Here is a 23,622-nt window from a genome sequence, read left to right as displayed (position 1 = left end):
CATGGACACGTCCAGGGAAGTGCGCGCCGCCGAGGAACCGCGGATCCCCGCTTCGACCGGGGCCTGGTTGCGGACGATCGGCCCCGGCCTGGTGCTGGCCGCCGCGGCGGTCGGATCCGGTGACATGATCACGGCGCTGGTGGCGGGCGGACAGTACGGCATGGGCCTGCTGTGGGCCATCCTGCTCGCCGTCGTGCTCAAGTTCTTCATGACCGAGGGCATCGCGCGGTGGACGCTGAGCTCGGGCACCACCCTCATCACCGCGTGGCAGTCGCTGTCCCGCTGGGTGCTGGTGCCGTTCGCCGCCTATGTCCTGGTGCTGGCGATGGTGTTCGGTGCGGCCGGTCCGAGCGCGGCCGGGCTGGCGGCCAACGCCATGGTCCCCGGGCTGTCGCCGACCGCCTGGGCCATCGTGCACGCCGTCGTGGCGTTCATCGTCGTGCTCGTCGGCCGCTACCGGCTTTTCGAGCTGGTGATGAAGATCCTCGTCGGCATGATGTTCGTCTGCGCGGTCGCGGTCGCCGTCGCGATCCGGCCCAACGTGGGCAACCTGCTGTCGGGATCGATCCCGTCGCTGCCCGACGGCTCGCTGCTCTACGTCGTCTCCATCATCGGCGGGTTCGGCGGCACCCTCTCGATCATCGCCTACGGCTACTGGGCACGGGAGAAGGGCTGGCGCTCGCCGCCGTGGGTGCGGGTGATGCGCGTGGACGTGGTCATCAGCTACGTCCTCGCCGGCATCTTCGCGGTCGCGATGCTCATCGTGGGCGCGGAGTTCCTGACGATCGCCAAGTTCGGCATCGAGGGCAACGCTGACCTGGTGGGCGTGGCGAACCTGCTCGGGCAGAGCTACGGCGCCCCGGTCGAGTGGCTGTTCCTCCTCGGCTTCTGGGCGGTGGTCGCGAGCTCGGTTCTGGGCGTCTGGAACGGATTCGGCTACCTCTTCGCCGACGCCGTGCGGGCCTTCCGGGGAGTGCCGGAGGAAGAGTCCGAACAGCACACCTCGACCCGCAGCCCCGCCTTCCGCGTCTTCCTGGTCCTCATCACGTTCCCGCCGATGATCCTCGCCGCGGTCGGGCAGCCGGTGTTCCTGGTCATCCTCACCGGGGTCCTCGCCGCGGTCTTCGCGCCGTTCCTGTGCGCGACCCTCCTGTGGCTGCTCAACTCCCGCCGGATCGACGCCGTGTACCGCAACCGCCCGCTGTCCGTGTCGAACCTCGTGCTCGGCGGCGCGATCCTGCTGTTCGCCGTGCTGGGCGGACAGTCCCTCCTGTCGATGTTCGGGTAACCGGCCGACCACCCCCAACCGAGAAGGGAGCCACGCCGTGAGAACCATCACGAGGCGTGCCGGTGCGGTCGCCGCCATGCTCGCCCTGACGGCCGCCTGCGGGTCCGGCGGCACGTCCGGCGGCACGCAGGACGCGGACGGCAAGATCACTGTCCCCATCGGAGTGTCGCTGGCGCTCAGCGGCCAGTACGCCTCCGTCGGACAGTCGTTCCGCGAGGCCATCGAGCACGCCGTCGACGCCTATCCGTACAAGAACTTCAAACCCGAGATGACCTACGAGGACAATCGGCTCGACAACGGCGCGGCCGTCCAGGTCTTCACGAAGTTCGCCTCCCAGGCGAAGGTGCCGGTGGTGCTCGGCGGCTTCGCCGGGCCGTCCATCGCGGTGGCCCCCGTGGCCGACCGCACCAGGACGGTCTACATCAACCCGCTCGCCCCGACCGACAAGCTGGCCGGCCACGAGTACCTCTTCAACACCCTGCCGATGACCTCGGAGGAGATGCGCACCGTCGCCAAGGCGATGTGGGATGCCGGGCACCGGAAGATCGGGGTCGTCTTCGCCCCCGACATCGACGGCGGATCGGCCACCGACGTGCTGGCCGAGACGTTCACCCGCCTCGGCGGCACGGTGGCGGAACGCCAGAGCGTCGCCGCCGACGCGGTGGACTTCTCCTCCCAGGTGGCCAAGCTGAAGGACGCCGATCCCGACGCGATCTTCGGTTTCGCCGCCTACAGCGTCTTCGCCCAGGTCGCCAAGCAGATCAGGGAGGCCGGAGTCGACGTACCCCTGTGGAGCTACCGCGGGTTCGGCGAGCCGACGATCTTCACGATAGCCAAGGAGGCCGTCGAGGGCACCAAGTACTCCGACCCGAGTTACTCACTCGACGGCACCCCGGAAGCGGCCGCGGCCACGCGGAAATACCGCGAGAAGCACGCGGGCAAGGACCCGGGCGCCTTCTTCACCTCGATGTACGACGCGACCTGGGTCGCGCTGAGCGCCATCGACGCCATCGCGGGGGAGACGAAGGCGGCGCCCACCGGCGAGGACGTCAAGAAGCTGTTCGACTCCCAGGCGTTCGAGGCTCCCTACACGGGCACCACCCGGTTCCTGAACAGCGGACCCGAGCGGGGCACGGTGAAGAAGCCCTTCGCGCTCTTCGAGGCCCGCGACGGAGCGTTCGTCCGTGTCGAGACGCTCGAACCCGTTTCCTGAGTCAGGTGAGGGAAAGTGGAACTCCTCCTGCAACTGCTGGTCAACGGCATCGCCGTCGGAGCGGTGTACGGCCTGTTCGCCGTGGCCTTCGGCACGACCTACCTGGTGGCCAAGGTCTTCCACGTCGCGCTGGCCGCGGTGTTCGCCACAGCGGCGTTCGCCTACCAGACCGCGCTGGCAGCAGGACTTCCAGCCGCCGCGGCGGTCTTCGCCGCGGCGGCGGCCGCCCTGGTGACCGGGCTGTTCTGCGAAGGCGTGGTCTACCGTACGCTGCGCCGCCGGGGCGGCGACGAGATGATGCTCCTCGTCGGATCACTGGCCGTGATGGCCATCGTCTCCTCCACCATCGCCCTGGTCTGGGGACACACGCCGCTGCCCGTGCCGGGGTTCGGCGACGGAACGTCGTACACGTTCGGCGGTGTGAACATCACCCTGCGGCAGATCATCATCGTCGCCTGCGGCGTGCTGGCCACCGTCGGCGTCGCGGCCTTCATGAACGGCACCGCCGAAGGACGCAAGATGAGGGCGGTCTCCGACAACCCCGTGCTCGCGGGCGCGGCGGGCATCTCCGTCCAGCGCTCCTATCTGTGGGCGTTCGCCATCGGATCGCTCGTCGCCGCGGTCGCGGCGATCCTGTTCTCGTCGGGACGGACGATCACCCCGTTCCTGGGCCTCCAGCCCACCCTGGTGGGCGCGGTCGCCGTCATCTTCGGCGGCACCGGGCGGCCCGTACCCAACTTCCTGGTCGGCATCTTCCTCGGCATCGTCCAGAGCGTCGCGCTCTGGCGCGTGGAGTCGATCTGGGAGACGGCCATCCTGTTCGGCATCCTCTTCCTCGTCCTGCTTCTGCGCCCGCACGGACTGTTCGGCAACGCGCGCACGGCGATGGAGACCTGACCCCGGGTTCACGGAGAGGAAGGGAAACCGGCTATGGAATACGTCATCAGCCTGGCGATGTTCGCCGCGGTCTACATCATCGTGGTCACCGGGTACGGCCTCAGCGCCGGTCTCGGCAAACAGTTCCTCATCTCGCAGGCGGCCATGTGGGGTGTCGGCGCGTACGTCTACGGCATCCTCTCGCTCGAGACGGACTGGCCCACCGCGGTCTGCGCCCTGCTCGGCGTGGCGGGAGGCGTCGTCGCGAGCGCGGTCATCGCGCTGACGGCACTGCGGGTCAGCGGCATCTACCTGGCGATCGTCTCGTTCGCCTTCCAGATCGTGTTCGTCACGGTGCTGCAGAACCTGGAGATCACGGGAGGGCAGAGCGGGCTCGCCGGCATCCGCGGGATGTCCTCCATCGGGCCGCTGACCGAGACCGAGTCGGCGCTGCTCGTCGCCGTCGCCGCCTGCGCGCTCGTCGTGCTGGCCTACCGGGTGCTGCACGGCAGCGCCTTCGGCCTCACCGTGCGGGCGCTGGGGGAGGACCCGCAGGTCCTGGAAGGACTGGGGGTGCGGCCCGCCGTACTCAAGATCAAAATCATCTGCCTGAGCGGGGGCACGGCCGCCCTGGGGGGCGTTCTGTACGCACAGTACCTGTCGTACGTCGACGCGAACGCCTTCAGCATCCACGTGTCGATCACCCTGTTGTCCATGCTCATCGTCGGGGGATCGCGGGCGGTGCTCGGGCCCGCGGTCGGCGCGCTGTTCTACCAGCTCATCCCGCAGCTCCTGCAGTATCTGGAGATCCAGGCCGCCGAGGCCGCGGATCTGCTGCAGATCCTGTTCGGGCTGCTTCTTCTGCTCTTTCTCCTGTTCCGGCCCGAGGGCATCGTCGCGCCTCCCGCGCCGGCCCTGCGGGCGGCGCGCACGAGCCGCCCGCCCCCGTCACCGCCCCCCGGCCCCGGCGTCGGCCGTGACCGCGTGGCGGCGGCCGAAGGGAGGTCCTGATGGCGACCATCGCCAGCTTGTCCGGGGTGACGGTCGCCTTCGGCGGCATCGTGGCCATGAACGACGTCTCGTTCGACGTCCCGTCGACCGGGATCATGGCGCTCATCGGCCCGAACGGCGCGGGCAAGACCACGGCGTTCAACGTGCTCTCGGGTCACATACGGCCGAGGTCGGGCACCGTCGAGGTGTTCGGGACCGCCGCCTCGGCTCTCGGCCCGGCGGGTCTGGCCGGCCGGGGTCTGGCCCGCTCCTGGCAGGACGGCCGTGCCTTCCTGGACATGACGGTCCTGGAGAACCTCGTCGTGGCGGTGCGGTGTCCACGCGCGGAGAGCCCGTTCTGGCGGCTGGCCCGCCCGCGCCGGGCGGCCCGCCTGGAGGCCGGCCTCGTACGGCAGGCCGACGAGGTTCTCGAGACGCTCGGCCTGTCGGCGTTCCGGGACCACAGAGCGGGCGACATCGGCTACGCGGAGCAGCGCCTGGTCGGCATCGGCCGGCTGCTGATCCGGCGGCCGAGGCTCCTCCTCCTCGACGAGCCCGCGGCGGGGCTGGACGGCGAGAGCATCGACCGCGTCGTGGGGATCGTCCGCGACATCGCCGCCGGGGGCCTCCCGGTGGTCATCGTCGAGCACAGCCTGTCCGTGGTGCGCTCCCTCGCCGACTCCTGCGTCTTCATGAGCAACGGAGAGGTCGTCGCCCGGGGCACCCCCGAGGACCTGTTCCGCAGGGACGAACTGATCGACATGTACTTCGGGAAGGGGTGGCGGGCGTGAGCGGCACGGCGACGGCTCTGCGCGTGACGGGTCTGGCCGCCGGATACGGGCGCGGCGACGTCGTCAAGGACATCACCTTCGCCGTGCCCAGGGGCGGCAGCCTGCTGCTCGTCGGCCACAACGGCGCGGGCAAGACCACGATATTCAGGGCGATCATGGGGCTCTGCGCGGTCAGCGCCGGAAGCGTGGAAGTCACCGGCGCCTCGCTGGACCGGCGTTCTCCTGCCGAGCGCGCGCGTGACGGTCTGTCCTATGTCATGCAGGAGCACGGCACCTTCCGCGGCATGACCGTCCAGGAGAACCTGGAAGTGATCATAGGCCTGTCCGGAAAACTGAGCAGGGCACAGCGGTCCGAGGCGTTCACCCGCGTCTACGACTGGTTCCCGCGCATCCACGAGCGCCGCGACAGCCCGGCACGAGCCCTGTCGGGCGGCGAGAACCGGATGCTCGCGATCTCCCTCGGGCTCATCCGGAAACCCGCCGTCATGCTGCTGGACGAGCCGACCCTGGGCCTCGCCCCGGCCACCGCCGAATCCATGGTCGAAGTCGTCCGGCGGATCCAGGAGGAGACCGGCGTCGCCCTCGTCATCACCGAGTCGAGCCTGACAGCCGTGCGAGCCCTCGCCACCGAGACCAAGGTCGTCCGACGAGGTGGGCTCAGCCACACCATCGACGACCGCACCGACATCACGAGCCTCGACGAGATCCTCTGACCTCGTCCCCCAACCCACACCCGGAGGCTGACCATGACCGATGCGATCCCGGCCATCCGACTGGACCACGCGCGCACCGAACGGGAGTCCCTGCTCCCCGAACGGCTGTGCAACCTCGAACGGCTGCTGGCGACCATGGAGGCCCGCGACATCGACGGCCTCGTCTCCTACTACGTGCCCAACGTCCTCTACCTGAGCAGCTTCTACGCCGCCGGAGGCCACGCCCACCTGGAGGCCAACGGCCTGGCCGCCTTCGTCTTCTCCCGGCACCACCCCGACCACCCCATCCTGGTCGTCCAGGACACCGAGCTGGCGTTCTTCCGCCACCAGCCGAGCTGGGTGTCCGACATCCGGCCGTTCAGCAGCCTGGTCCGCCAGCTCGACCTGCCGGACGACCCCGACTTCATCGACAACTTCCTCCCGCGGGATGCGCTGAACACCGACTGGGCGCGCAGGATGCGGGAGAACCTCACCCCCAGCCTCGTGCTCGGCGTCCGCAAGGCCGTCGGCGACCTCGGCCTGTCCCACGCCCGCGTCGCCTTCGACAACCCGAGACTGGCCCGGCAGCTGCGTCTCGACGACGTCGAGGAAGTAGACGGGTACGGTCTGATGAAGCACGTGCGGCTGGTGAAGACCCCGCAGGAGCTGGAGATCCTCAAGACCGCGGCCGACATCAACCAGCGCGCGCTGCAGGCCACCGTGGACAGCTGGACCCGGGGCATGACCTGGCGCGACCTCGCCAGGGAGTACGCGCGCAACGTCACCGCACGCAGCGGACTGTGCCGTGACCCCTACCCCTTCGTCGTGTCGAACCCGCCGCACGGTGACCCGGCCTTCCTGGTCCACGCGGGCCTCGACCCCGACTACGCGATCGAACCCGGCATGCGGATCATGTTCGACTGCCACGGCACCTTCAAGGAGTACGGCTGGGACGGCGGGAAGACCTGGATCGTGGACGGCGGCGACGATCCGGCTTCCGTACGGACCGCGAACGCGTTCTCCGAGGCCCTGCAGGAGATGGAGGCCCGCATGGTCCCCGGCACCAAGATCAGCGAGCTGCAGGGGACCGCACGCGCCGTGCTGCGACGCCACGGTCTCGCGGACCCGGAGCGGGCACTGTTCTTCTTCCACGGCGTCGGCCTGGAGCACGGCGAGATCGAGCTGCCGGCCGAGGGGGAGAACCAGAGGCTCGCCGACTGGTCGGTGACCGAGGGGATGGTCATCTCCACCCACCTCTACTACGGCGGCTCCGTACGCGAACGGTACTGGCTGGAGGACGTGGCGATCGTGCACGACGACGGCGCCCGATCGATCTACGACTGGGGTTTCCAGCCGCTCACCCGGTGAACCCGGGCGGCTTCGGCTCGTGGTTCCGCCGCCGACCCGCGGGCGCCGGTCAGGCCGGCCTGGCGGTGAGGTAGCGCAGCATCTCGGCGGCGTCCGGCGGGTCCGGCTGCGGGTCGCGGTACGTCACCGCGCCGGCCATCAGGTCGATCAGCACGTCCAGGTCGGCGTCGGCGGCCACCACGCCGTCCTGCTGGGCGCGCCGGAACCTCCCTTCGTTCACGGGACGTGCTCGTGAACGAAGTCGTGCGCCCGTCGATCCGTTATGTCCAGGGGTACAGCTCGGCGAATTTGTGGATAGGGTCGTGTCAGGTGAGCCGGGAAGTCTGGTCGGCGCGTCATGCTGTCGAGGCTTGAGGATGCACTGTGCGCGCCCGTGACCTGATCATCGACCTTCCCGTGCTCGACCTGAACGCATCCGTCGGCGACGCGGTGCGGCTGCTCGCCGAGCGGGATCTGCCCGGACTCATCGTGGTCGGCGACGACGGATCGCCGTACACGGTCCTGCCGGGCACCGAGGTTCTGCGGCTGGCCGTCCCGCACCACTTCCAAGTTGATCCGAACCTGGTCCGGGTGGTGGACGAGGCGGGCTCTGACGATTTCCCGCATCGGATGAGCGGCCGGCCCCTGCGCGCCTGCCTTTCCGCCCGCCCCGGGAATCTGCCGATCTGCGGCCCCGACGCCACCACGCTGCAACTGGCGGTCCTGATGACGCGCACGCGCAGCCCGCTGGTCGCGGTCGTGGAAGGGGGTCGTCTCCTGGGCGCGCTCACGCTCAACACCCTGCTGGAGGGGACCCTCGCCGCGTGACGGCGGTCAGTTCTGCCGGGCCTGGTCGGGCTCGTACACGTCCGGGACACCGTCCTGGTCGAGGTCGGCGGTCTCGATCTCGTGGATGCGCCGGTAGGCGCGGTTGCGCAGGCGAAGGACCACCGTCGCCAGGAGCGCGGCGGTGACCGATGCGGCCAGCACCGCCACCTTGACGTGCGCGTCGTCACCCACGCCGAAGGCCAGTTCGCCGATCAGCAGGGAGACGGTGAACCCGATCCCGGCCAGCAGCGACAGTCCCAGCATGTCGACCCAGGACAGGTTCTCGTCCAGGTCGGCGTGGGTGAAGCGGGCCATGAGCCAGGTCGCCGCCATGATGCCGATCGGCTTGCCCGCGATCAGGCCCACGACGACGCCCAGCACCACCGGGTCGCGGAAGGCGCTCATCAGGCCGTCCGCTCCGCCGAGGGTCACTCCCGCGGACAGGAACGCGAACACGGGCACGGCCACCCCGGCCGAGAGGGGACGGAACCGGTGCTCGAAGTGCTCGGCCAGGCCGGGGCCCGCGTCCGGGCCGCCGGACTTGGGGCTGCGCAGGACGGGTACGGCGAAGCCGAGCAGGACGCCGGCGACGGTGGCGTGCACGCCCGAGGCGTGCACCAGCGCCCACGTGATGGCGGCCAGCGGAAGCAGCAGCCACCATGAGCGCACGCGGCGCTGCACCAGCACGGTGAACAGCGCCAGCGGTGCCAGCGCCGCCAGCAGCGGGACCGGCGAGAGGTGGTCGGTGTAGAACAGCGCGATGATGACGATGGCCACCAGGTCGTCGACCACGGCCAGGGTGAGCAGGAAGGTGCGCAGCGCCGTGGGCAGGAACCGGCCGATGACCGCCAGCACCGCCAGGGCGAAGGCGATGTCGGTGGCCGTCGGGATCGCCCAGCCGCGGGCCGCGCCTTCCACGCCCCCGGCGAAGAGCAGATACAGCAGAGCGGGGACGATCACCCCGCCCAGCGCGGCCGCGATCGGGACCGCGGCCCGCCGCGCGTCGCGCAGGTCACCGGCGACGAACTCGCGTTTGAGCTCCAGCCCGGCCACGAAGAAGAAGATCGCCAGCAGGCCGTCGGCGGCCCAGGTGGCCAGGCTCAGGTTCAGATGGAGCGCTTCGGGCCCGAACGTGACGCCGCGCAGCGTCTCGTAGGCGTCCGCCCAGGGGGAGTTGGCCCAGACCATCGCCACCACCGCGCCGACCAGGAGCAACGCCCCGCCGACGGTCTCCTTGCGGAGGATGGCGCCGATCCTCAGTGTCTCGCCCCAGGACCCCCGGCCGAGCAGGGCAGGCTTGCGGGGCGGGACAGGGTTGGTCATGAGGCGCTCCGGGATTCGGGTACGGGTCGGTCATTTGCCGACCAGACTTCCCGGCGCACCTCATCCCACTGTACCGACCGGCCGGGAGTGCCTGTCGAGCGGAGGGGGCCCGGAGCCATCGCGCGCGGATCCGCGCGGCACGTCGTGGCGGGGCCGGGTCCGGGAGGGGAACGCCTGTACGTTCGTCCTGTTCGATGTCTCCGCCACGAGCGAGGAGCCGTCATGCTGGCCATCACCGTTCGAGACCGCGCCGCCGGTCTGGCCGGGCTTTCCCTGACGGAAGAGCCGTACCCGCACGCCGCCGAGAACGACGTCGTCGTCCGGGTGCATGCCGCGGGGTTCACCCGCGGCGAGCTCGACTGGCCGGCGACGTGGTCCGATCGCGCCGGCCGCGACCGGACGCCCAGTGTGCCCGGGCACGAGGTGTCGGGTGTGGTCGCCGAGCTGGGATACGGGACGACCGGCCTGACCGTCGGCCAGCGGGTGTTCGGGCTGACCGACTGGGCCCGCAACGGCTCGCTGGCCGAGTACGTCGCGGTGGAGGCCCGCAACCTCGCGCCGCTGCCGGCCGGTGTCGACCACACCGTGGCCGCCGCGCTGCCGATCTCAGGACTGACCGCGTGGCAGGGCCTGTTCGACCACGGCCGTCTGGCCGCCGGCCAGACCGTCCTGATCCACGGCGTCGCGGGCGGTGTCGGCTCTGTCGCGGCGCAACTCGCGCGCGAGGCGGGAGCCCGGGTGATCGGCACCGGCAGGGCCGGCGACAGGGACACCGCGTTCGGGCTCGGCGTGGACGCCTTCCTGGACCTGCGGGCCGATCCTCTCGAAGACGCCGGTCAGGTCGACGTGGTGTTCGACGTGATCGGCGGTGACGTCCTGGACCGCTCGGCCGCGCTGGTGCGGGCCGGCGGCACGCTCGTCACCATCGTCTCGCCGCCCGCCGTCCGGCCCCCCGACGGGCGGGCGATCTTCTTCGTCGTCGAGGCCGATCGCGCCCGGCTGGCGGACTTGGCACGGCGGGTCCAGGACGGACGGCTCCGCCCGATCGTCGGGGCCGCGCGGACGCTCGCCGAGGCGCCCTCCGCGTTCGCGCCGACCCAGCGCGTCTCCGGCAAGACGATCATCCGGGTCACGGAAGGCGGATGACCGGGCCGTCACCAAACACCTACAGCGTGGATGCCCCGTCCTTCAGGGCGGGGAGGAAACGCGGAACAGCCGGACACTTCTGTCTCCTGAATCATTGTCGGTGACAGTCAGTAGTGTGATCGGCGTGTCCCGCTACCGACTCCAGCCCAGGCCTGCCCAGGAGCAGGCGCTGCTGGAGCACTGCGGGCACGCCCGATACGTGTGGAACCTGGCGGTCGAGCAGCACGCCCACTGGAAGCCAGGGCGTAAGAGCGCGCCCGGTTTCGCCGAGCAGTGCCGCCAGCTCACCGAGGCGCGGGCGGCCTGCGCGTGGCTCCGTGCCGGGTCGACCATCGTCCAGCAGCAGGCGCTCAAGGACTTCGCCCAAGCCATGGCGAACTACTTCGGCGGAACCCACCGGCGCCCGACGTGGCGCACACGCGGGCGGGGGGAAGGCTTCCGGATCGTCGCCGTCAAAGCGGGTGACGTGCGCCGCCTGTCCCGCCACGTCGGCGAGGTCAAGATCCCCAAGGTGGGCTGGGTGCGGTTCCGCTGGTCCCGCACCGTCCCCGAGGGCGTCAAGTCGTTCCGGGTGACCCGCGACCGCGTCGGGCGCTGGCATGTGGCGTTCGCCGCGATCCCGGAGCCGATCCCCGCGCCCGGCACGGGCGACATCGTCGGCGTGGACCGGGGCGTTGCCGTCTCGGCTGCGCTGTCCACCGGCGAGATGCTGAACGCACCCACCTTGCGTGATACCGAGCAGAGGCGGCTGGCGCGTCTGCTGCGGAAGTTGGCGCGGGCCAAACGCGGGTCGAACCGGCGCGACCAGGTGAAGGCGGCGATCGCGAAGCTGAAGGGGCGTGAGACTGACCGGCGCAAGAACTGGGTGGAGAAGACCAGCACGGACCTGGCCCGCAGGTTCGACGTGATCGCCGTCGAAGACCTGAAGATCCGTAACATGACCCGGTCGGCGTCCGGCACCCTCGAAGCGCCGGGCCGCAACGTCCGCCAGAAAGCGGGCCTGAACCGGGGCATCCTCGCCAACGGGTGGGGCCGGCTGGTGGCGCGGCTGGAGCATAAGGCTCCCGGCCGCGTCCAGAAGATCAACCCCGCGTGTACGAGCCAGCGGTGCTCGGCGTGCGGGATCGTGGACCGGGCGGCGCGTGAGAGCCAGGCGCGCTACCGGTGCCGGTCCTGCGGATACGCTGGCAACGCCGATGTGAACGCGGCCAGAAACATCGCACACGCGGCAGGGCATGCCGTTGCTGCGCGGGGAGGCTTGCCGTTGGGCGAGCCGGTGAACCGCGAACCTCAACCTGTCTCCTCTCAGCGTGAGACGGGTTGGAATCCCACGCCTTCAGGCGGGGGAGGATGTCAATCCTCCTGCCCGATCCCCGCTTCGTACGTGCGAAGCAGGACAGGAGAGCCGTGATGATCCGCGTACTGTCCGCCGGTGGGCTTCTGGCCGCGTCCGTCGCGTGCGCGCCCGCGGTGGAGCGCGCGACCGCCCAGCCGCCGGTGGCCGCCACGGTTTCGCGGCCGCCGTCCGAGACGCTGTCGCCCCTCCTGGAGCAGCCGCTGCCCAACGTCGAGGGCAAGACGTTCACCTCGGCGATCGTGGACTTCCCGCCCGCCGCACGCGCGGCGCCGCATCGGCACGGCCAGGCTTTCGTCTACGCGTACGTACTCGAGGGCACGGTGCGCAGCCGGCTCGGCGGCGAGCCGGTGCGTACGTACCGCCGGGGCGAGAACTGGGTCGAGCCGCCGGGCGCCCACCATGTGCTCACGGAGAACACCAGCCGGACGCGGCCGGCGAAGCTGCTGGTCGTCTTCGTCTCCGACACGGGAGACAAGCTCAAGGTCGACGACCCGCCAAGATGGGGCATCGGCCGGGCGGGCTCGGTCAGCGCGGTCCCCGCATCGCGTACCGACCGCCGCATGCGGCCGAGGCCGGACCTCGGCGGCCTGACGACCGGATGACAAGCTGGGCCCATGTTCCCGGAGACTCCCGCCGCCGTGGCGGCGCTGTCGGTGGCCAGGCGCTTCTACTCGCCCGCGCTGCTCAACCACTGCGTCCGCTCCTACCTCTGGGGGACGATGTACGGCACGGCGCACGGGATCGCCTTCGACGACGAGCTCTACTGCGTCTCGGCCCTGCTCCACGACATCGGGCTGACGGAGCCTTTCGACAGCCACAGGGCGCCGTTCGAGGAGGCCGGAGGACATCTGGCCTGGGTCTTCGGCGTGGCGGCCGGCTGGCCGGCGGAGCGGGCCGCCAGGGTCGGCGAGATCATCGTGCTGCACATGCGCGACGACGTGTCCCCGGCGACCGACCCCGAGTCCCACCTGCTGCAGGTCGCCACGAGCTGGGAGGTGGTGGGACGGCGGCCGGAGGAGTTCTCGCCGGAGGCCAGGGCGGAGATGCTCGCCCGCCATCCCCGGCTGGGATTCGGCGCGGAGTTCCTGGCGTGCTTCGAGGACCAGGCGAGGCGCAAGCCGGACAGCGCCACCGCCGCGTCGGTCGGGAACGACGTCGCGGGGCGGATCGCCGCCAACCCCCTCGAAGACCGCCGGCCCGCCTGACCTCGCCGTCAGCCGAGGGCGTGGTCGAGGTTGAAGGCCGCGCTGATGAGCGCGAGGTGGGTGATGGCCTGCGGGAAGTTGCCGAGCTGCTCGCCGGTGTGGCCGATCTCCTCGGCGTACAGGCCCAGATGGTTGGCGTACGTGAGCATCTTCTCGAAGGCCAGGCGGGCCTCGTCGACGCGGCCGGCGCGGGCCAGGGCCTCGACGTACCAGAAGGAGCAGATGGAGAACGTGCCCTCCGAGCCCCGCAACCCGTCGGAGCTGACCGCGGGGTCGTAGCGGTATACCAGAGAGTCGGAGACCAGCCCGTCGCCGAGCACGTCGAGGGTGGACAGCCACTTGGGGTCGGTCGGGGAGACGAACTTGGCCAGCGGCATCATCAGCAGGGAGGCGTCCAGCACGTCCTCGTCGAAGTGCTGGACGAACGCCCGCAGCTTGGCCGACCAGCCGCGCCGCATGATCTCCTGGTAGATCGCGTCGCGTGCCTCGCGCCAGCGCGGGATGTCGGCGGGCAGCCCGCGCTGGATCGCCACCCGCATGGCGCGCTCGATGGCCACCCAGCACATCAGCCGTGAGTAGACGAAGTTCTTACGGCCGCCGCGGGTCTCCCAGATGCCCTCGTCGGGCTGGTCCCAGTGCAGACAGACCCAGTCGACCAGGGTGCAGAGCTCGTCCCAGCGGTCGCTGGCGATCGGGTCGCCCCACTTGTTGTAGAGGTAGATGGAGTCGATGAGCGCTCCGTAGATGTCGAGCTGGAGCTGGTCGGCGGCGGCGTTGCCGATCCGCACCGGGGCGGAGCCCCGATAGCCCTCCAGATGGCCGAGTTCATGCTCGGGCAGGTCGCTGCGCCCGTCGATGCCGTACATGATCTGCAGCGGGCCGGTGCCGCTGTCGCTGCTGAGCGGCACGTGCGTGGACAGGAAGCCCATGAAGGCCTCCGCCTCCTTGGTGAAGCCCAGCCTGAGCAGCGCGTACACGCAGAACGCGGCGTCGCGGATCCACACGTAGCGGTAGTCCCAGTTGCGCTCGCCGCCGAGCTGCTCGGGCAGGCTGGTCGTCGGCGCGGCGACGATCCCGCCGGTCGGGGCGTAGGTGAGCAGCTTGAGCGTGAGCGCGGAGCGGTGGACCACCTCGCGCCACCGGCCGCGGTAGCGCGAGGACGACAGCCAGTGCCGCCAGTAGCGGACCGTGGCGGTGAACTCGTCCTCGGCCTCCGCGATCGGGCAGCCGCGCGCCGCCAGGTCGCCGCCGACCCGGTCGAGCGCGAACACCGCCTGCTCTCCCTCGCTGAGCTCGAACTTCGCCCACGCGTCCTGCCCGTCGGTCTCCATCGGCACGCTGGCGGTCAGGGACAGCGACAGCGACGCCGACTCGAACAGCACGCGATCCTCCTGCGGGATCACGGTGTGCGGCTGCCTCGCGTAGTCGAAGCGGGGCGCGACCCGGGCGCGGAACGGGAGCGAGCCGCGGACGCAGGACACCCGGCGGATCATCCGGTGCCGGTCGGCCTCGCGCGAGTCGTCCGCGATGGGCATGAAGTCCTGGATCTCGCCCACCCCGTCGTCGGCGAAGAAGCGGGTGATGAGGACGTTGGTGTCGGGGAAGTAGAACTGTTTGGTCCTGGCCGGGGTGTCGGCGGCCAGCTCGAACGAGCCGCCCCGGTCGGCGTCGAGGATCGCGGCGAACACGCTGGGCGCGTCGAAGCGCGGGCAGCAGTACCAGTCGATGGTGCCGTTGGTGCCCACGAGCGCGACCGTCCGCAGGTCGCCGATGAGACCGTGGTCTCCGATCGGCAGGTAGCGGGAGTCGCCTGAGTGACCGGGTTCTCCAGCAGTCATGGCCGCCCTTTCTCCCTGTCTGTCCCTCAAGGTAGACATGTTGGGTTCGTGACGGCCTCTGAGGTTCGCCAAGGGGCGGCAGATCTTCCTCGGGTGTTCTCGCCGGCCCGGTCACGCCGGGGATCTCGTGGATGCCATGGCAGATCCGTAGAGAGCGCCGCTGTTGCGGTGGAAGACCGGTATTCAGGTTGGCATGTGCGAAGGGTATGGTGAGGGCTGTGACGACGTTCCGGATCAGTGAGGCCGCGGCGCTGCTCGGGGTCAGCTCCGACACGGTCCGCCGGTGGGTGGACGCGGGCCGGCTGCGGGCGGAGCGCGACGAGCACGGCCACCGGAGGGTGAACGGCGCCGATCTGGCCGCCTTCGCCCGCGCCCAGGTCGAGTCGGTCGGCGACGGCGGCCGCACGTCGGCGCGCAACCGTTTCCGCGGGATCGTCACCGAGGTGGTCCGCGACGCGGTGATGGCGCAGGTGGAGATCGCCGCGGGGCCGTTCCGGGTGGTGTCGCTGATGAGCCGCCAGGCCGCCGACGAGCTGGGCCTGGAGCCGGGGGTGGTGGCGGTCGCCGTGATCAAGTCCACCAACGTCGTCGTGGAGATCCCCGGTCACGAGCGCGTGGCCAGTCATCTGTGAGGAGCCCCCTTGGTCTTTCGTCTTTCCCGGTGGGCGGTCGCCCTGCCCGTCGCGCTCGCGCTGGGGTTGTCGGGGTGCGGCTCCGGCGCCACGTCCTCCGCTTCGGAGGCGGCGTCCGGCGGCGACGCGAAAGAGGTGACGGTGTTCGCGGCGGCGTCGCTGACCGGGACCTTCACCGAGCTGGGCAAGGCCTTCGAAGCCGCGCATCCGGGCACGACGGTCCGGTTCAACTTCGGCTCCAGCGCCACGCTGGCCCAGCAGCTCGTCCAGGGCGCCCCGGCCGACGTGTTCGCGGCGGCGAGCCCGGCCACGATGAAGACCGTCACCGACGCCGCGCTGGCCGGTGCGCCGGTCACGTTCGTGCGCAACAAGCTGCGGATCGCCGTCCCCGCCGACAACCCCGCGCAGGTGGACGAGCTCAAGGACCTGGCCGACCCCGAGGTGAAGGTGGCCCTCTGCGCGGAGCAGGTGCCGTGCGGGACGGCGGCCGCCAAGGCGCTGGACGCGGCCGGGCTGAAGGTCACCCCCGTCACCCTGGAGCAGGACGTCAAGGCCACGCTGACCAAGGTGCGGCTGGGTGAGGTGGACGCGGCGCTGGTCTACGCGACCGACGTGATCGCCTCGGACGGCAAGGTGACCGGCATCGAGTTCCCGGAAGCGGACCAGGCGATCAACGACTATCCGATCGCCACCCTGGCCAAGGCGCCGGCCGGTGAGGCGGCCCGGCAGTTCGTCGACCTGGTGCTGTCGCGGCAGGGCAGGGACGTGCTGACCGAGGCCGGCTTCGAGGCGCCCTGATCAAGGATGAGTTCTTCCGCGCCGGAGCGCCTCGACCTGCCGGGCCCGCGCCGTGAGGTCTCCGGGCGGCTGCCGTGGATGCTGGTGCTGCCCGCCGTGGTGGGGCTGGTCTTCCTGGTGCTGCCGCTGGCCGGGCTGCTGATCCGTGCCCCGTGGCCGACGCTGCTGGAGCGGCTGGCCGAGCCGCAGGTGCTGGAGGCGCTGCGGCTGTCGCTGGTGTCGGCCACCGTCGCCACCGTCGTGTGCCTGCTGCTCGGGGTGCCGCTGGCCTGGCTGCTGGCCCGGGTGGAGTTCCCGGGCCGGAGGCTGGTGCGGGCGCTGGTCACCGTGCCGCTGGTGCTGCCGCCGGTGGTGGGCGGTGTCGCGTTGCTGCTGGTGCTGGGGCGGCGCGGGCTGGTCGGGCAGTGGCTGGAGGCGAGCTTCGGGATCACGCTGCCGTTCACCACCGCGGGGGTGATCGTGGCCGAGGCGTTCGTCGCGATGCCGTTCCTGGTGATCAGTGTCGAGGGCGCCTTGCGCGGCGCCGACCGGCGCTTCGAGGAGGCCGCCGCCACGCTCGGCGCCTCCCGCTGGACGGTGTTCCGGCGGGTGACGCTGCCGATGGTCATGCCGGGGGTGGTGGCCGGGGCGGTGCTGTGCTGGGCGCGGGCGCTGGGCGAGTTCGGCGCGACGATCACGTTCGCCGGTAACTTCCCCGGCACCACCCGCACCATGCCGCTGGCCGTCTACCTGGCCCTGGAGACCGAGCCGGAGGCCGCGATCGTGCTCAGTCTCGTGCTGCTGGCCGTCTCCGTGGTCATCCTGGCCAGCCTGCGCGACCGGTGGGTGAGCGCGCCATGACCCTGCGCGCCCGCCTGGTCGTCAACCGGCCCGCGTTCACCCTCGACCTCGACCTCCATGTCGCCGCCGGGGAGGTGGTCGCGCTGCTCGGCCCCAACGGCGCGGGCAAGACCACCGCGCTGCGTGCCCTGGCCGGGCTCACCCGCATGTCCGGCGGGCAGATCAGCCTGCGCGGCCGGCCGCTGCACACCCTGCCCGCCGAGAGCCGCCCGATCGGCATGGTCTTCCAGGACTACCTGCTCTTCCCCCATCTGTCGGCGCTGGACAACGTCGCCTTCGGGCCGCGCTGCCAGGGCGTCTCCAAGGCCGAGTCGCGCCGTGCCGCCGCCGCCCTGCTGGAGCGGGTCGGCCTGGCCGACCGCGCGAGCGCCAGACCGGCGCAGCTGTCCGGCGGGCAGGCCCAGCGGGTCGCGCTGGCGCGGGCGCTGGCCGTGCGGCCGGAGCTGCTGCTGCTGGACGAGCCGCTGGCCGCGCTCGACGCCCACACCCGGCTGGAGGTCCGCTCCCGGCTCCGACGCCACCTGGCCGACTTCGACGGCGCGACGGTCCTGGTCACCCACGACCCGCTCGACGCGATGGTGCTGGCCGACCGGCTGATCGTGATCGAGCACGGCGCGATCGTCCAGCAGGGCGCCCCGGGCGAGGTCGCCCGGCGTCCGCGCACCGACTACGTGGCCCGGCTGGTCGGGCTCAACCTGTATCGCGGCGCCGCCGACGCGGGCCGGGTCAAGGTCGGCGAGCTGCTGCTGCACACCTGCGAGCAGCTCGACGGGCCCGCGTTCGTCGCCTTCCCGCCCGCCGCCGTGGCGCTCTACCGCTCCCGCCCGGACGGCAGCCCGCGCAACCTGTGGCGGGCCACGATCGACGGCATCGAACGGCACGGCGACAACGTCCGGGTGCACCTCGACGGGCCCGTCACCGCGTTCGCCGACATCACCCCCGCGGCCGTGGCCGACCTCGACCTGACCCCGGGCCAGCGGATCTGGGCCTCGGTCAAGGCCACCGAGACCCACGCCTACCCGGCATGAACGACCACGCGCGCCACGACTGCGACGGGGGTTCGCCCTCACGGGCGTGCCGACTCAGTCCTGCCTGTGCCGGAGCATGTCGCTCTCAGCAGGGTCATACGCGAGGCGTGAACTGGTTCAGGTCATAGATCCCGAGCGTCTTCTCGATGTCGGCCACCTGCCCGACGATGCCGGTGAAGCCGGCCGCGCCGAAACGGCGGTGCTCCTCGTCTTCGAAGGTCTCGGCCATCTCGGTGAATTCCCTGGGCGGGATGACCTCGCGCATGGCGGGGAAGACCACGGTGTCCTCGCGTGCCTCGTGGGGCTCGTACATGCGGATGAAGGCGGCCATGTCGGCGGTCAGGTCCCGGCGGGCCCGCTGGGGGGCGGGTTTGGTGGTGACGTCCAGGATGCGGCCGGTCAGCACGCGGCCGCGCTGGTGCTGCCGGACCAGGATGGGCACGGTGTCGGTCAGTTTGCCGGCCTTGACCAGGCGCGGGAAGACGTAACGTTCTTCAAGTTGCTCGTGGTACTCCTCGATGAAGGTGCGGATGATGCCGGCCCCGGCATGCAAGGGCCGGGCGGGCACCGGCTCGCCGGCGTTGATCCGCCGGATGCCCTCCCGGTAGATCAGCAGGATGCGTTTGAGCACCCCGTGCTCGCGCATGAGGTCTTCTGGTGGCGTGACCGGCACCTCTTGGGTCTGCTCCGTGCTGGGGGCAGGGGTGGATGTCGCGGCGCCGCCGGCTTGCCGGATCGTCCCGCACGCGGTCAGCACCGCCGAGCCACAGGCCAGGGCGACGGGCAGGCTGAGCATCTCGCGGCGGCGCACGCTCGGTGTTTCGCGGTCGTCCCACGCTTCGTCGCTCATCTTCGGTCCCGGCCCCCCAACCAGCCCGATACGGCCGGCTGGACCGCATCACCCCAGATGCTGCCCAGCCACCGGTGATCCGACGTGACAACGGAGGTAATGCTTCCCTCTGTCCGGGCCGGCCGCCCGGCGCTCCCCGCCGGCGGTCGTGGTCAGCCGGCCGGGACCCGGCCGGCGACCGGTAGCCGCTCCCTCCGGTCCAGCCGCCTGACGGCCGCCGCGGAGGCCAATCCCGCGGCGGCCAGCAGCGCCCACGGCAGAGCTGTCATGCCGTTGGAGCGGCCCGCGTCGACCAGGGCGCCCGCCAGCAGGTTGCCGGCCAGGATCCCGATGCCGGACAGCAGGTTGTACACGCCGTAGTAGGTGCCGATCAGCCGGTCTCCCGCCAGGTCGGCGATGGTGGCCATCTCGAACGGGAAGGCGGCCAGCGTCCCCAGGGTGAGCAGCAGCGTGCACGCCACCAGAGGCAGCAGCGCCCAGCCCGGGGGCAGGGCCAGGTGCGCCGTCGCCGCCGGGGGCAGGAACGCGACCCCCATGAGGGCCAGGCCCCGGCTGATCGCCTGTCCCCGGCTCCACCGGGCCGAGCACCAGGCGGTCAGCCGTACCTGCCCGGCGATGCCGAGCAGCGCCGACAGCGCGTACAACGCCATCACGCCGCTCTCGCCGCCGCCGACCCGCTCCACCTCCAGCGGCAGCGCCAGGTACATCTGGAACGACAGCGCGTAGGAGGCGATCATCGCCGCGGCGAAGGAGACGAAGGCCCGGTCGCCGAACGCCCGCCGCCAGTCGCTCAGCACCGGCTGATGCTCACCGGCGGGCCCGCGCCGGGCCGGCAGGCACAGGCCCTGCATGACGGTCAGCACCGCGAAGATCCCCGCGGCGGACAGGCACACGGCGGCGAAACCGGCGTTCAGCAGGGCGATGCCGACCAGCGGGCCGAGCAGGATGCCGCCCTGGTAGAACACGTTGAACACGGCGAACGCGGCCACCTTGCGCTCACCCGCCTCGCACGCCAGGTAGGCGCGGGCCGCCGGGTTGAACAGCGCCCCGGCGACCCCGGTCACGGCGGCCGCCACGAGGAGCCACGGCAGCGAAGTGGTCAGCCCGAACAGGGCGAACCCGATCGTACGGAGCGCGCACCCCAGCATGATCAGCGGCTTGTAGCCCAGCCGGTCGGCCAGGGTGCCGCCGATCAGGAACAGGCCCTGCTGGCTCAGGTTCCGCAGGCCCAGGACGAGCCCGATCGTCCAGGCGGCCAGACCGGCGCCGGTCGACAGATGCTGGGCGAGGTAGGGCATGAGCATGTAGAAGCCGAGGTTGATGCCCGCCTGGTTGATCTGCAGGAGCTGGATGGGCCGGTCGAAGGAGCGGAACTCGGCCAGGGTGCGCCTCATCGCCCGGCTGCCAGCGGGGCGCGCACGCCTGTGCAGCGCGTCCAGCGGTGGACTTCCCGCTCGTCCGGAGCGAGCAGCAGGTCCGGCTCGCCGGCCGGGACGGCGCCGAGCAGGCCGTGGGCCCGGCAGTAGTCGTCGTCGTAGATGCTCTCCCAGTAACGCCACGGCCCGTCCGGGAAGATCGCGACGATGGTCCGGCCGGGCTGCGCACGGGCCAGCCACCGGGCCACGAGGGCGACGGCGCCGGTGCTCCAGCCGCCGGAGACGTAGTGCAGGGCGGCCAGGGTGCGGCAGGCCCAGACCGCTTCGGCGGGGGCGACCCAGTGGACCTCGTCGAAGGCGTCGTAGGCGACGTTGCGCGGGTAGATGCTGGAGCCGAGCCCGCGCATCAGCCGCGGCCTGGCGGGCTGGCCGAAGATGGTCGAGCCCACGGTGTCCACGCCGACGAGGCTCAGGCCGGGGAAGTGGCGGCGCAGCACGCTGGAGATGCCCGCGCTGTGCCCGCCCGTGCCGACCGAGCACACCAGCGTGTCGATCTGGGGGACCTGGTTCAGCAGTTCGTGGGCCAGCCCGGCGTAGGCGTCCACGTTGTCGGGGTTGTTGTACTGGTCGGGACAGTAGGCGCCGGGGCTCTCCGCGAGGAGCTGCCGCACCCGTTCGCGGCGGGCCTGCTGCCAGCCGCCGACGGCGCAGGGCTCGGTGACCATCTCCAGCCGTACCCCGTAGGAAGCCAGCAGCCGGCACATGAGCGGCTCCATGCCGGGGTCGGCCACGAGCACGACCGGATGGCCGAACACGATGCCGGCCAGCGCCAGGCCGAGCCCGAGCGTGCCGCTGGTCGACTCGACGACGGTCGCGCCCGGCTGGAGGTCGCCGCGCGCCCGTGCCCGGCGCACCATGTGCAGCGCCGGGCGGTCCTTGATGCCGCCCGGGTTGAAGCCTTCGAGTTTGGCCCAGAATCCTCCGCCGCCCGGCACGAACGGCTCGGATATGAAAGTCAACGGCGTATTGCCGACCGAGAGCGGCAGCGTCGAATATCTACCGGACGGCGCCTCTTTCAGGCGCGCGGAAACAGCTTGCGATGACATGATGGAGATCCCCGAAATGAATGGACGGTTGACGGCTCGTGAAAAGGCCGCGCGTCCTATATGCGCATCACACAGAGATCTTCCTGACAGGACGTGGGGCGGCCCGCCACGGCCGCCGGGGCCGTGCCGCCCACGGCGGCGGGAGGGGAGACGACGATCGCGGCCGGCATGGGCGCGCCGGTCGGCGGGCCGGCCGGATGGGTCGCCGAGCCGTCCTGCTCCGTGCTGTGCCTGTGTCTCTCGGGCAGCTGGTGATGCCAGCAGTGCGCACGGTGCTGAGCTGCGGCGACGTGCCCCTGGTCCGCGACGTGACCGCCGTCGCCGAGCTGGGCGCTGTGGCTGGCCTGCTCCGACAGCTCCAGTGCGGCGCAGGCGCCGCCGTGGGCGAAGACCGCGACGATCAGCCAGACGATCGCCAGCAGCGCGTGCGACACGAGCCGCCCGGCGCGAGATCCGGCCGGGCGGCGCGAAAGGGTCGTCCGTGTCGCTGACATCACCTGAAATAGTGCCCGGAAGGCGGCCGGGCGCGCTCGGCAGGAGCAAACTTTCCGGTAAAGCTACCGCCGGTCACAGGTTATGGCGGGCTTTCTCGCGCGAGCGCGACCGGTCATTCGTCTTATCTGCGCGACACGGCGCCGATGGTTTGCCCTGTCCACCCGAATATCGGCCACACTGGACAGCGCGGCGGTCCTTCTCGTCCGCCGTCCGTCAATTCCCGCTGATATCAGGAGTGCGCCATGGCCCTGTCCAGACGACGGATCGTCGCCGGCTTCGGCGCCATGGCGGTCGGCGCCGTGGCATGCCCCTATGACCGGGAGCGCGCGTACGCGCCGGCGACCCTGGCCGTGCCGACCGGCGTCGCCCCGGAGCGGCTCGCGCGCGACGAGCGCTTCTGGGCGACCGTCGCGCGGCAGTTCCGGGTGAGCCCGGACTTCGTGAACCTGGAGAACGGCTACTACGGGGTCATGCCGGAGCCGGTCCGGCGGGCGTACCACCACAACGTCGACCATCTCAACCAGCACAGCTCCCACCTGCTGCGGACCACCTACAAGCCGCGGGCCGACGAGGTCCGCGACCGGATCGCCGCCCTGCTCGGCGTGACGAGGAACGAGATCGCGCTCACCCGGGGCGGCACCGAGGCCCTGCAGAACCTGATCTCCGGCTACCGCCGCCTGCGCCCGGGCGACGCCGTCATGTACGCCGACCTCGACTACCACAGCGGGCAGTACGCCATGAACTGGCTGCGAGCCCGGCGCGGCGTCACCGTCGAGCGCATCGTCATGCCCGAGCCCGCCACCCGTCAGGCGGTGCTCGACACCTACGAGCGAGCCCTGCGCCTGCACCCGAAGGTGCGGCTCCTCTTGCTCAGCCACATGAACAACCGCACCGGCCTGGTCACCCCGGTACGCCAGATCATGGCCATGGCGCGTGAGCGCGGCGTGGACGTGATCGTGGACGCCGCCCACTCCTGGGGCCAGCTCGACTTCAGCATCGCCGACCTCGACGCCGACTTCGGGGTGTTCTCGCTGCACAAGTGGATGGGCGTGCCGCTGGGCGCGGGGTTCCTCTACATCCGCGCGGATCGCCTGGCCGACATCGATCTTCTGTACGACGACGAGACCTACCCGGCGTCCGACATCCGCTCACGGGTGCACTCGGGCACCATGAACGTGGCCCCGTTCCTGACCGCTGACGCCGCCCTGGACTTCCACGAGACCCTGGGCGCGAAGGTCAAGGAGGCCCGCCTGCGTTTCCTGCGCGACCGCTGGGTCCGCCGGGCGCACGAGCTCGGCGCGCGGGTCCTCACCCCGGACGAGCCCGGCATGTACGGCGGCATCACCGCGTTCCGGCTGCCCGGCCGCGACTCGGAGGCTGACAACGTCGCGATCGCGGACGAGCTCATGACCAAGCACCGGATCTTCACCGTCGCCCGCAGCGGCATGAGCGGCGGCGACGCCGTCAGGGTCACCCCCGCCCTGTTCACCTCCACCGACGACGTCGACCGCCTGGCAGCGGCCCTGAGCGACCTCGTCACCCGGCCTCGGTGAACGCCTCCGCAGGTCAGGGCGTCAGCGCGAGCCGTACGGCCAGGCAGCGT

24 protein-coding genes are annotated in these 23,622 nt (G+C 71.1%); 17 read left to right on the top strand and 7 right to left on the bottom strand.

Annotated elements, in window-relative coordinates; genetic code table 11:
- Position 1: 1 nt before the first annotated feature.
- Genes ABD999_RS11760 through ABD999_RS11730 form a run of 7 tightly spaced genes read left to right on the top strand, consistent with a single transcriptional unit; the run spans position 2 to position 7,218 of the window.
- Entirely contained in the window at positions 2 to 1,288 is a 1,287-nt protein-coding gene (locus ABD999_RS11760) for an Nramp family divalent metal transporter (RefSeq protein WP_271275107.1), read from the top strand.
- 37 nt (positions 1,289 to 1,325) lie between these two features.
- Positions 1,326 to 2,501: an ABC transporter substrate-binding protein gene (locus tag ABD999_RS11755; RefSeq protein WP_271275108.1), complete on the top strand. Its 1,176-nt coding sequence runs from the start codon at positions 1,326 to 1,328 to the stop codon at positions 2,499 to 2,501.
- A 15-nt stretch (positions 2,502 to 2,516) separates the two neighbouring features.
- The gene (locus tag ABD999_RS11750; protein ID WP_271275109.1) at positions 2,517 to 3,398 is read left to right on the top strand and encodes a branched-chain amino acid ABC transporter permease; all 882 of its coding nucleotides are present in this window, start codon (positions 2,517 to 2,519) and stop codon (positions 3,396 to 3,398) included.
- Between the two features lie 33 nt (positions 3,399 to 3,431).
- Positions 3,432 to 4,388, top strand: a complete 957-nt coding sequence (locus tag ABD999_RS11745; RefSeq protein ID WP_271275110.1) for a branched-chain amino acid ABC transporter permease — start codon at positions 3,432 to 3,434, stop codon at positions 4,386 to 4,388.
- The gene (locus tag ABD999_RS11740; RefSeq protein ID WP_148030913.1) at positions 4,388 to 5,158 is read left to right on the top strand and encodes an ABC transporter ATP-binding protein; all 771 of its coding nucleotides are present in this window, start codon (positions 4,388 to 4,390) and stop codon (positions 5,156 to 5,158) included. The genes ABD999_RS11745 and ABD999_RS11740 overlap by 1 nt, the downstream gene beginning before the upstream one ends.
- On the top strand, positions 5,155 to 5,871 hold the full coding sequence (locus ABD999_RS11735) for an ABC transporter ATP-binding protein (RefSeq protein ID WP_187281094.1): 717 nt from the start codon (positions 5,155 to 5,157) through the stop codon (positions 5,869 to 5,871). Before ABD999_RS11740 ends, ABD999_RS11735 begins: the two co-directional genes overlap by 4 nt.
- Positions 5,872 to 5,904: 33 nt before the next feature.
- Positions 5,905 to 7,218: a M24 family metallopeptidase gene (locus ABD999_RS11730; protein ID WP_271275111.1), complete on the top strand. Its 1,314-nt coding sequence runs from the start codon at positions 5,905 to 5,907 to the stop codon at positions 7,216 to 7,218.
- A gap of 49 nt (positions 7,219 to 7,267) precedes the next feature.
- Here the strand turns inward: ABD999_RS11730 and ABD999_RS11725 are convergent, their stop codons facing one another.
- Positions 7,268 to 7,438, bottom strand: coding sequence for a hypothetical protein (locus ABD999_RS11725; protein WP_271275112.1), 171 nt, complete (start codon positions 7,436 to 7,438; stop codon positions 7,268 to 7,270).
- Positions 7,439 to 7,581: 143 nt separating this feature from the next.
- Here ABD999_RS11725 and ABD999_RS11720 point away from each other — a divergent pair, with 143 nt between their 5' ends.
- Positions 7,582 to 8,025 carry a CBS domain-containing protein gene (locus ABD999_RS11720; RefSeq protein ID WP_271275113.1) on the top strand — a complete coding sequence of 148 codons (444 nt, stop codon included), beginning with the start codon at positions 7,582 to 7,584 and terminating at the stop codon, positions 8,023 to 8,025.
- 6 nt (positions 8,026 to 8,031) lie between these two features.
- Here the strand turns inward: ABD999_RS11720 and nhaA are convergent, their stop codons facing one another.
- Positions 8,032 to 9,348 (bottom strand): Na+/H+ antiporter NhaA, encoded by a 1,317-nt coding sequence (gene nhaA, locus ABD999_RS11715; RefSeq protein ID WP_271275114.1) that lies wholly within the window; start codon positions 9,346 to 9,348, stop codon positions 8,032 to 8,034.
- A gap of 222 nt (positions 9,349 to 9,570) precedes the next feature.
- Between nhaA and ABD999_RS11710 the strand changes: the two genes are divergently transcribed.
- The 4 genes from ABD999_RS11710 (at position 9,571) to ABD999_RS11695 (ending at position 13,056) form a co-directional block, all read left to right on the top strand.
- Positions 9,571 to 10,494, top strand: a complete 924-nt coding sequence (locus tag ABD999_RS11710) for an NADP-dependent oxidoreductase (RefSeq protein ID WP_271275115.1) — start codon at positions 9,571 to 9,573, stop codon at positions 10,492 to 10,494.
- Positions 10,495 to 10,609: 115 nt separating this feature from the next.
- Positions 10,610 to 11,905 (top strand): RNA-guided endonuclease InsQ/TnpB family protein, encoded by a 1,296-nt coding sequence (locus ABD999_RS11705; protein WP_345482684.1) that lies wholly within the window; start codon positions 10,610 to 10,612, stop codon positions 11,903 to 11,905.
- Positions 11,905 to 12,453, top strand: a complete 549-nt coding sequence (locus ABD999_RS11700) for a cupin domain-containing protein (RefSeq protein ID WP_271275117.1) — start codon at positions 11,905 to 11,907, stop codon at positions 12,451 to 12,453. The genes ABD999_RS11705 and ABD999_RS11700 overlap by 1 nt, the downstream gene beginning before the upstream one ends.
- A gap of 12 nt (positions 12,454 to 12,465) precedes the next feature.
- On the top strand, positions 12,466 to 13,056 hold the full coding sequence (locus ABD999_RS11695) for an HD domain-containing protein (protein ID WP_271275118.1): 591 nt from the start codon (positions 12,466 to 12,468) through the stop codon (positions 13,054 to 13,056).
- An 8-nt stretch (positions 13,057 to 13,064) separates the two neighbouring features.
- Here ABD999_RS11695 and ABD999_RS11690 read toward each other — a convergent pair whose 3' ends face one another.
- Positions 13,065 to 14,894, bottom strand: a complete 1,830-nt coding sequence (locus ABD999_RS11690; RefSeq protein WP_271275119.1) for a glycoside hydrolase family 15 protein — start codon at positions 14,892 to 14,894, stop codon at positions 13,065 to 13,067.
- Between the two features lie 218 nt (positions 14,895 to 15,112).
- Here ABD999_RS11690 and ABD999_RS11685 point away from each other — a divergent pair, with 218 nt between their 5' ends.
- The 4 genes from ABD999_RS11685 to ABD999_RS11670 are packed head-to-tail and all read left to right on the top strand — an operon-like array spanning position 15,113 to position 18,192.
- Positions 15,113 to 15,526: a TOBE domain-containing protein gene (locus tag ABD999_RS11685; protein ID WP_271275120.1), complete on the top strand. Its 414-nt coding sequence runs from the start codon at positions 15,113 to 15,115 to the stop codon at positions 15,524 to 15,526.
- Between the two features lie 9 nt (positions 15,527 to 15,535).
- Positions 15,536 to 16,324 carry a molybdate ABC transporter substrate-binding protein gene (modA, locus tag ABD999_RS11680; RefSeq protein ID WP_271275121.1) on the top strand — a complete coding sequence of 263 codons (789 nt, stop codon included), beginning with the start codon at positions 15,536 to 15,538 and terminating at the stop codon, positions 16,322 to 16,324.
- 6 nt (positions 16,325 to 16,330) lie between these two features.
- Positions 16,331 to 17,164: an ABC transporter permease gene (locus tag ABD999_RS11675; RefSeq protein ID WP_148030922.1), complete on the top strand. Its 834-nt coding sequence runs from the start codon at positions 16,331 to 16,333 to the stop codon at positions 17,162 to 17,164.
- On the top strand, positions 17,161 to 18,192 hold the full coding sequence (locus tag ABD999_RS11670) for an ABC transporter ATP-binding protein (RefSeq protein ID WP_271275136.1): 1,032 nt from the start codon (positions 17,161 to 17,163) through the stop codon (positions 18,190 to 18,192). Before ABD999_RS11675 ends, ABD999_RS11670 begins: the two co-directional genes overlap by 4 nt.
- A 94-nt stretch (positions 18,193 to 18,286) precedes the next feature.
- Here ABD999_RS11670 and ABD999_RS11665 read toward each other — a convergent pair whose 3' ends face one another.
- The 4 genes from ABD999_RS11665 to ABD999_RS11650 all read right to left on the bottom strand — a co-directional run bounded on the left by ABD999_RS11665 (position 18,287) and on the right by ABD999_RS11650 (position 22,018).
- A complete protein-coding gene (locus tag ABD999_RS11665) occupies positions 18,287 to 19,042 on the bottom strand; it encodes a hemerythrin domain-containing protein (protein WP_271275122.1) in 756 nt (251 codons plus the stop codon).
- A 152-nt stretch (positions 19,043 to 19,194) separates the two neighbouring features.
- Positions 19,195 to 20,436, bottom strand: coding sequence for an MFS transporter (locus tag ABD999_RS11660; protein WP_271275123.1), 1,242 nt, complete (start codon positions 20,434 to 20,436; stop codon positions 19,195 to 19,197).
- Positions 20,433 to 21,524 carry a PLP-dependent cysteine synthase family protein gene (locus tag ABD999_RS11655; protein WP_271275124.1) on the bottom strand — a complete coding sequence of 364 codons (1,092 nt, stop codon included), beginning with the start codon at positions 21,522 to 21,524 and terminating at the stop codon, positions 20,433 to 20,435. The genes ABD999_RS11660 and ABD999_RS11655 overlap by 4 nt, the downstream gene beginning before the upstream one ends.
- Before the next feature lie 56 nt (positions 21,525 to 21,580).
- Positions 21,581 to 22,018 (bottom strand): hypothetical protein, encoded by a 438-nt coding sequence (locus ABD999_RS11650; protein ID WP_271275125.1) that lies wholly within the window; start codon positions 22,016 to 22,018, stop codon positions 21,581 to 21,583.
- A gap of 243 nt (positions 22,019 to 22,261) precedes the next feature.
- Between ABD999_RS11650 and ABD999_RS11645 the strand changes: the two genes are divergently transcribed.
- The gene (locus ABD999_RS11645; RefSeq protein WP_271275126.1) at positions 22,262 to 23,572 is read left to right on the top strand and encodes an aminotransferase class V-fold PLP-dependent enzyme; all 1,311 of its coding nucleotides are present in this window, start codon (positions 22,262 to 22,264) and stop codon (positions 23,570 to 23,572) included.
- Positions 23,573 to 23,622 lie beyond the last annotated feature (50 nt).

The organism is Nonomuraea ferruginea (genome assembly GCF_039540635.1).
Taxonomy (GTDB): Bacteria; Actinomycetota; Actinomycetes; order Streptosporangiales; family Streptosporangiaceae; genus Nonomuraea; species Nonomuraea ferruginea.
This window is presented reverse-complemented; position numbering and strand designations above follow the sequence as displayed.

Coding starts and splice junctions, on each gene's coding strand:
- ABD999_RS11645 (WP_271275126.1), top strand. CDS start 22,262: ATGGCCCTGTCCAGACGACGGATCGTCGCCGGCTTCGGCGCCATGGCG.
- ABD999_RS11695 (WP_271275118.1), top strand. CDS start 12,466: ATGTTCCCGGAGACTCCCGCCGCCGTGGCGGCGCTGTCGGTGGCCAGG.
- ABD999_RS11670 (WP_271275136.1), top strand. CDS start 17,161: ATGACCCTGCGCGCCCGCCTGGTCGTCAACCGGCCCGCGTTCACCCTC.
- ABD999_RS11740 (WP_148030913.1), top strand. CDS start 4,388: ATGGCGACCATCGCCAGCTTGTCCGGGGTGACGGTCGCCTTCGGCGGC.
- ABD999_RS11710 (WP_271275115.1), top strand. CDS start 9,571: ATGCTGGCCATCACCGTTCGAGACCGCGCCGCCGGTCTGGCCGGGCTT.
- ABD999_RS11730 (WP_271275111.1), top strand. CDS start 5,905: ATGACCGATGCGATCCCGGCCATCCGACTGGACCACGCGCGCACCGAA.
- ABD999_RS11745 (WP_271275110.1), top strand. CDS start 3,432: ATGGAATACGTCATCAGCCTGGCGATGTTCGCCGCGGTCTACATCATC.
- ABD999_RS11700 (WP_271275117.1), top strand. CDS start 11,905: ATGATCCGCGTACTGTCCGCCGGTGGGCTTCTGGCCGCGTCCGTCGCG.
- ABD999_RS11690 (WP_271275119.1), bottom strand. CDS start 14,894: ATGACTGCTGGAGAACCCGGTCACTCAGGCGACTCCCGCTACCTGCCG.
- ABD999_RS11665 (WP_271275122.1), bottom strand. CDS start 19,042: ATGAGCGACGAAGCGTGGGACGACCGCGAAACACCGAGCGTGCGCCGC.
- nhaA (WP_271275114.1), bottom strand. CDS start 9,348: ATGACCAACCCTGTCCCGCCCCGCAAGCCTGCCCTGCTCGGCCGGGGG.
- ABD999_RS11655 (WP_271275124.1), bottom strand. CDS start 21,524: ATGTCATCGCAAGCTGTTTCCGCGCGCCTGAAAGAGGCGCCGTCCGGT.
- ABD999_RS11675 (WP_148030922.1), top strand. CDS start 16,331: ATGAGTTCTTCCGCGCCGGAGCGCCTCGACCTGCCGGGCCCGCGCCGT.
- ABD999_RS11660 (WP_271275123.1), bottom strand. CDS start 20,436: ATGAGGCGCACCCTGGCCGAGTTCCGCTCCTTCGACCGGCCCATCCAG.
- ABD999_RS11650 (WP_271275125.1), bottom strand. CDS start 22,018: ATGTCAGCGACACGGACGACCCTTTCGCGCCGCCCGGCCGGATCTCGC.
- ABD999_RS11760 (WP_271275107.1), top strand. CDS start 2: ATGGACACGTCCAGGGAAGTGCGCGCCGCCGAGGAACCGCGGATCCCC.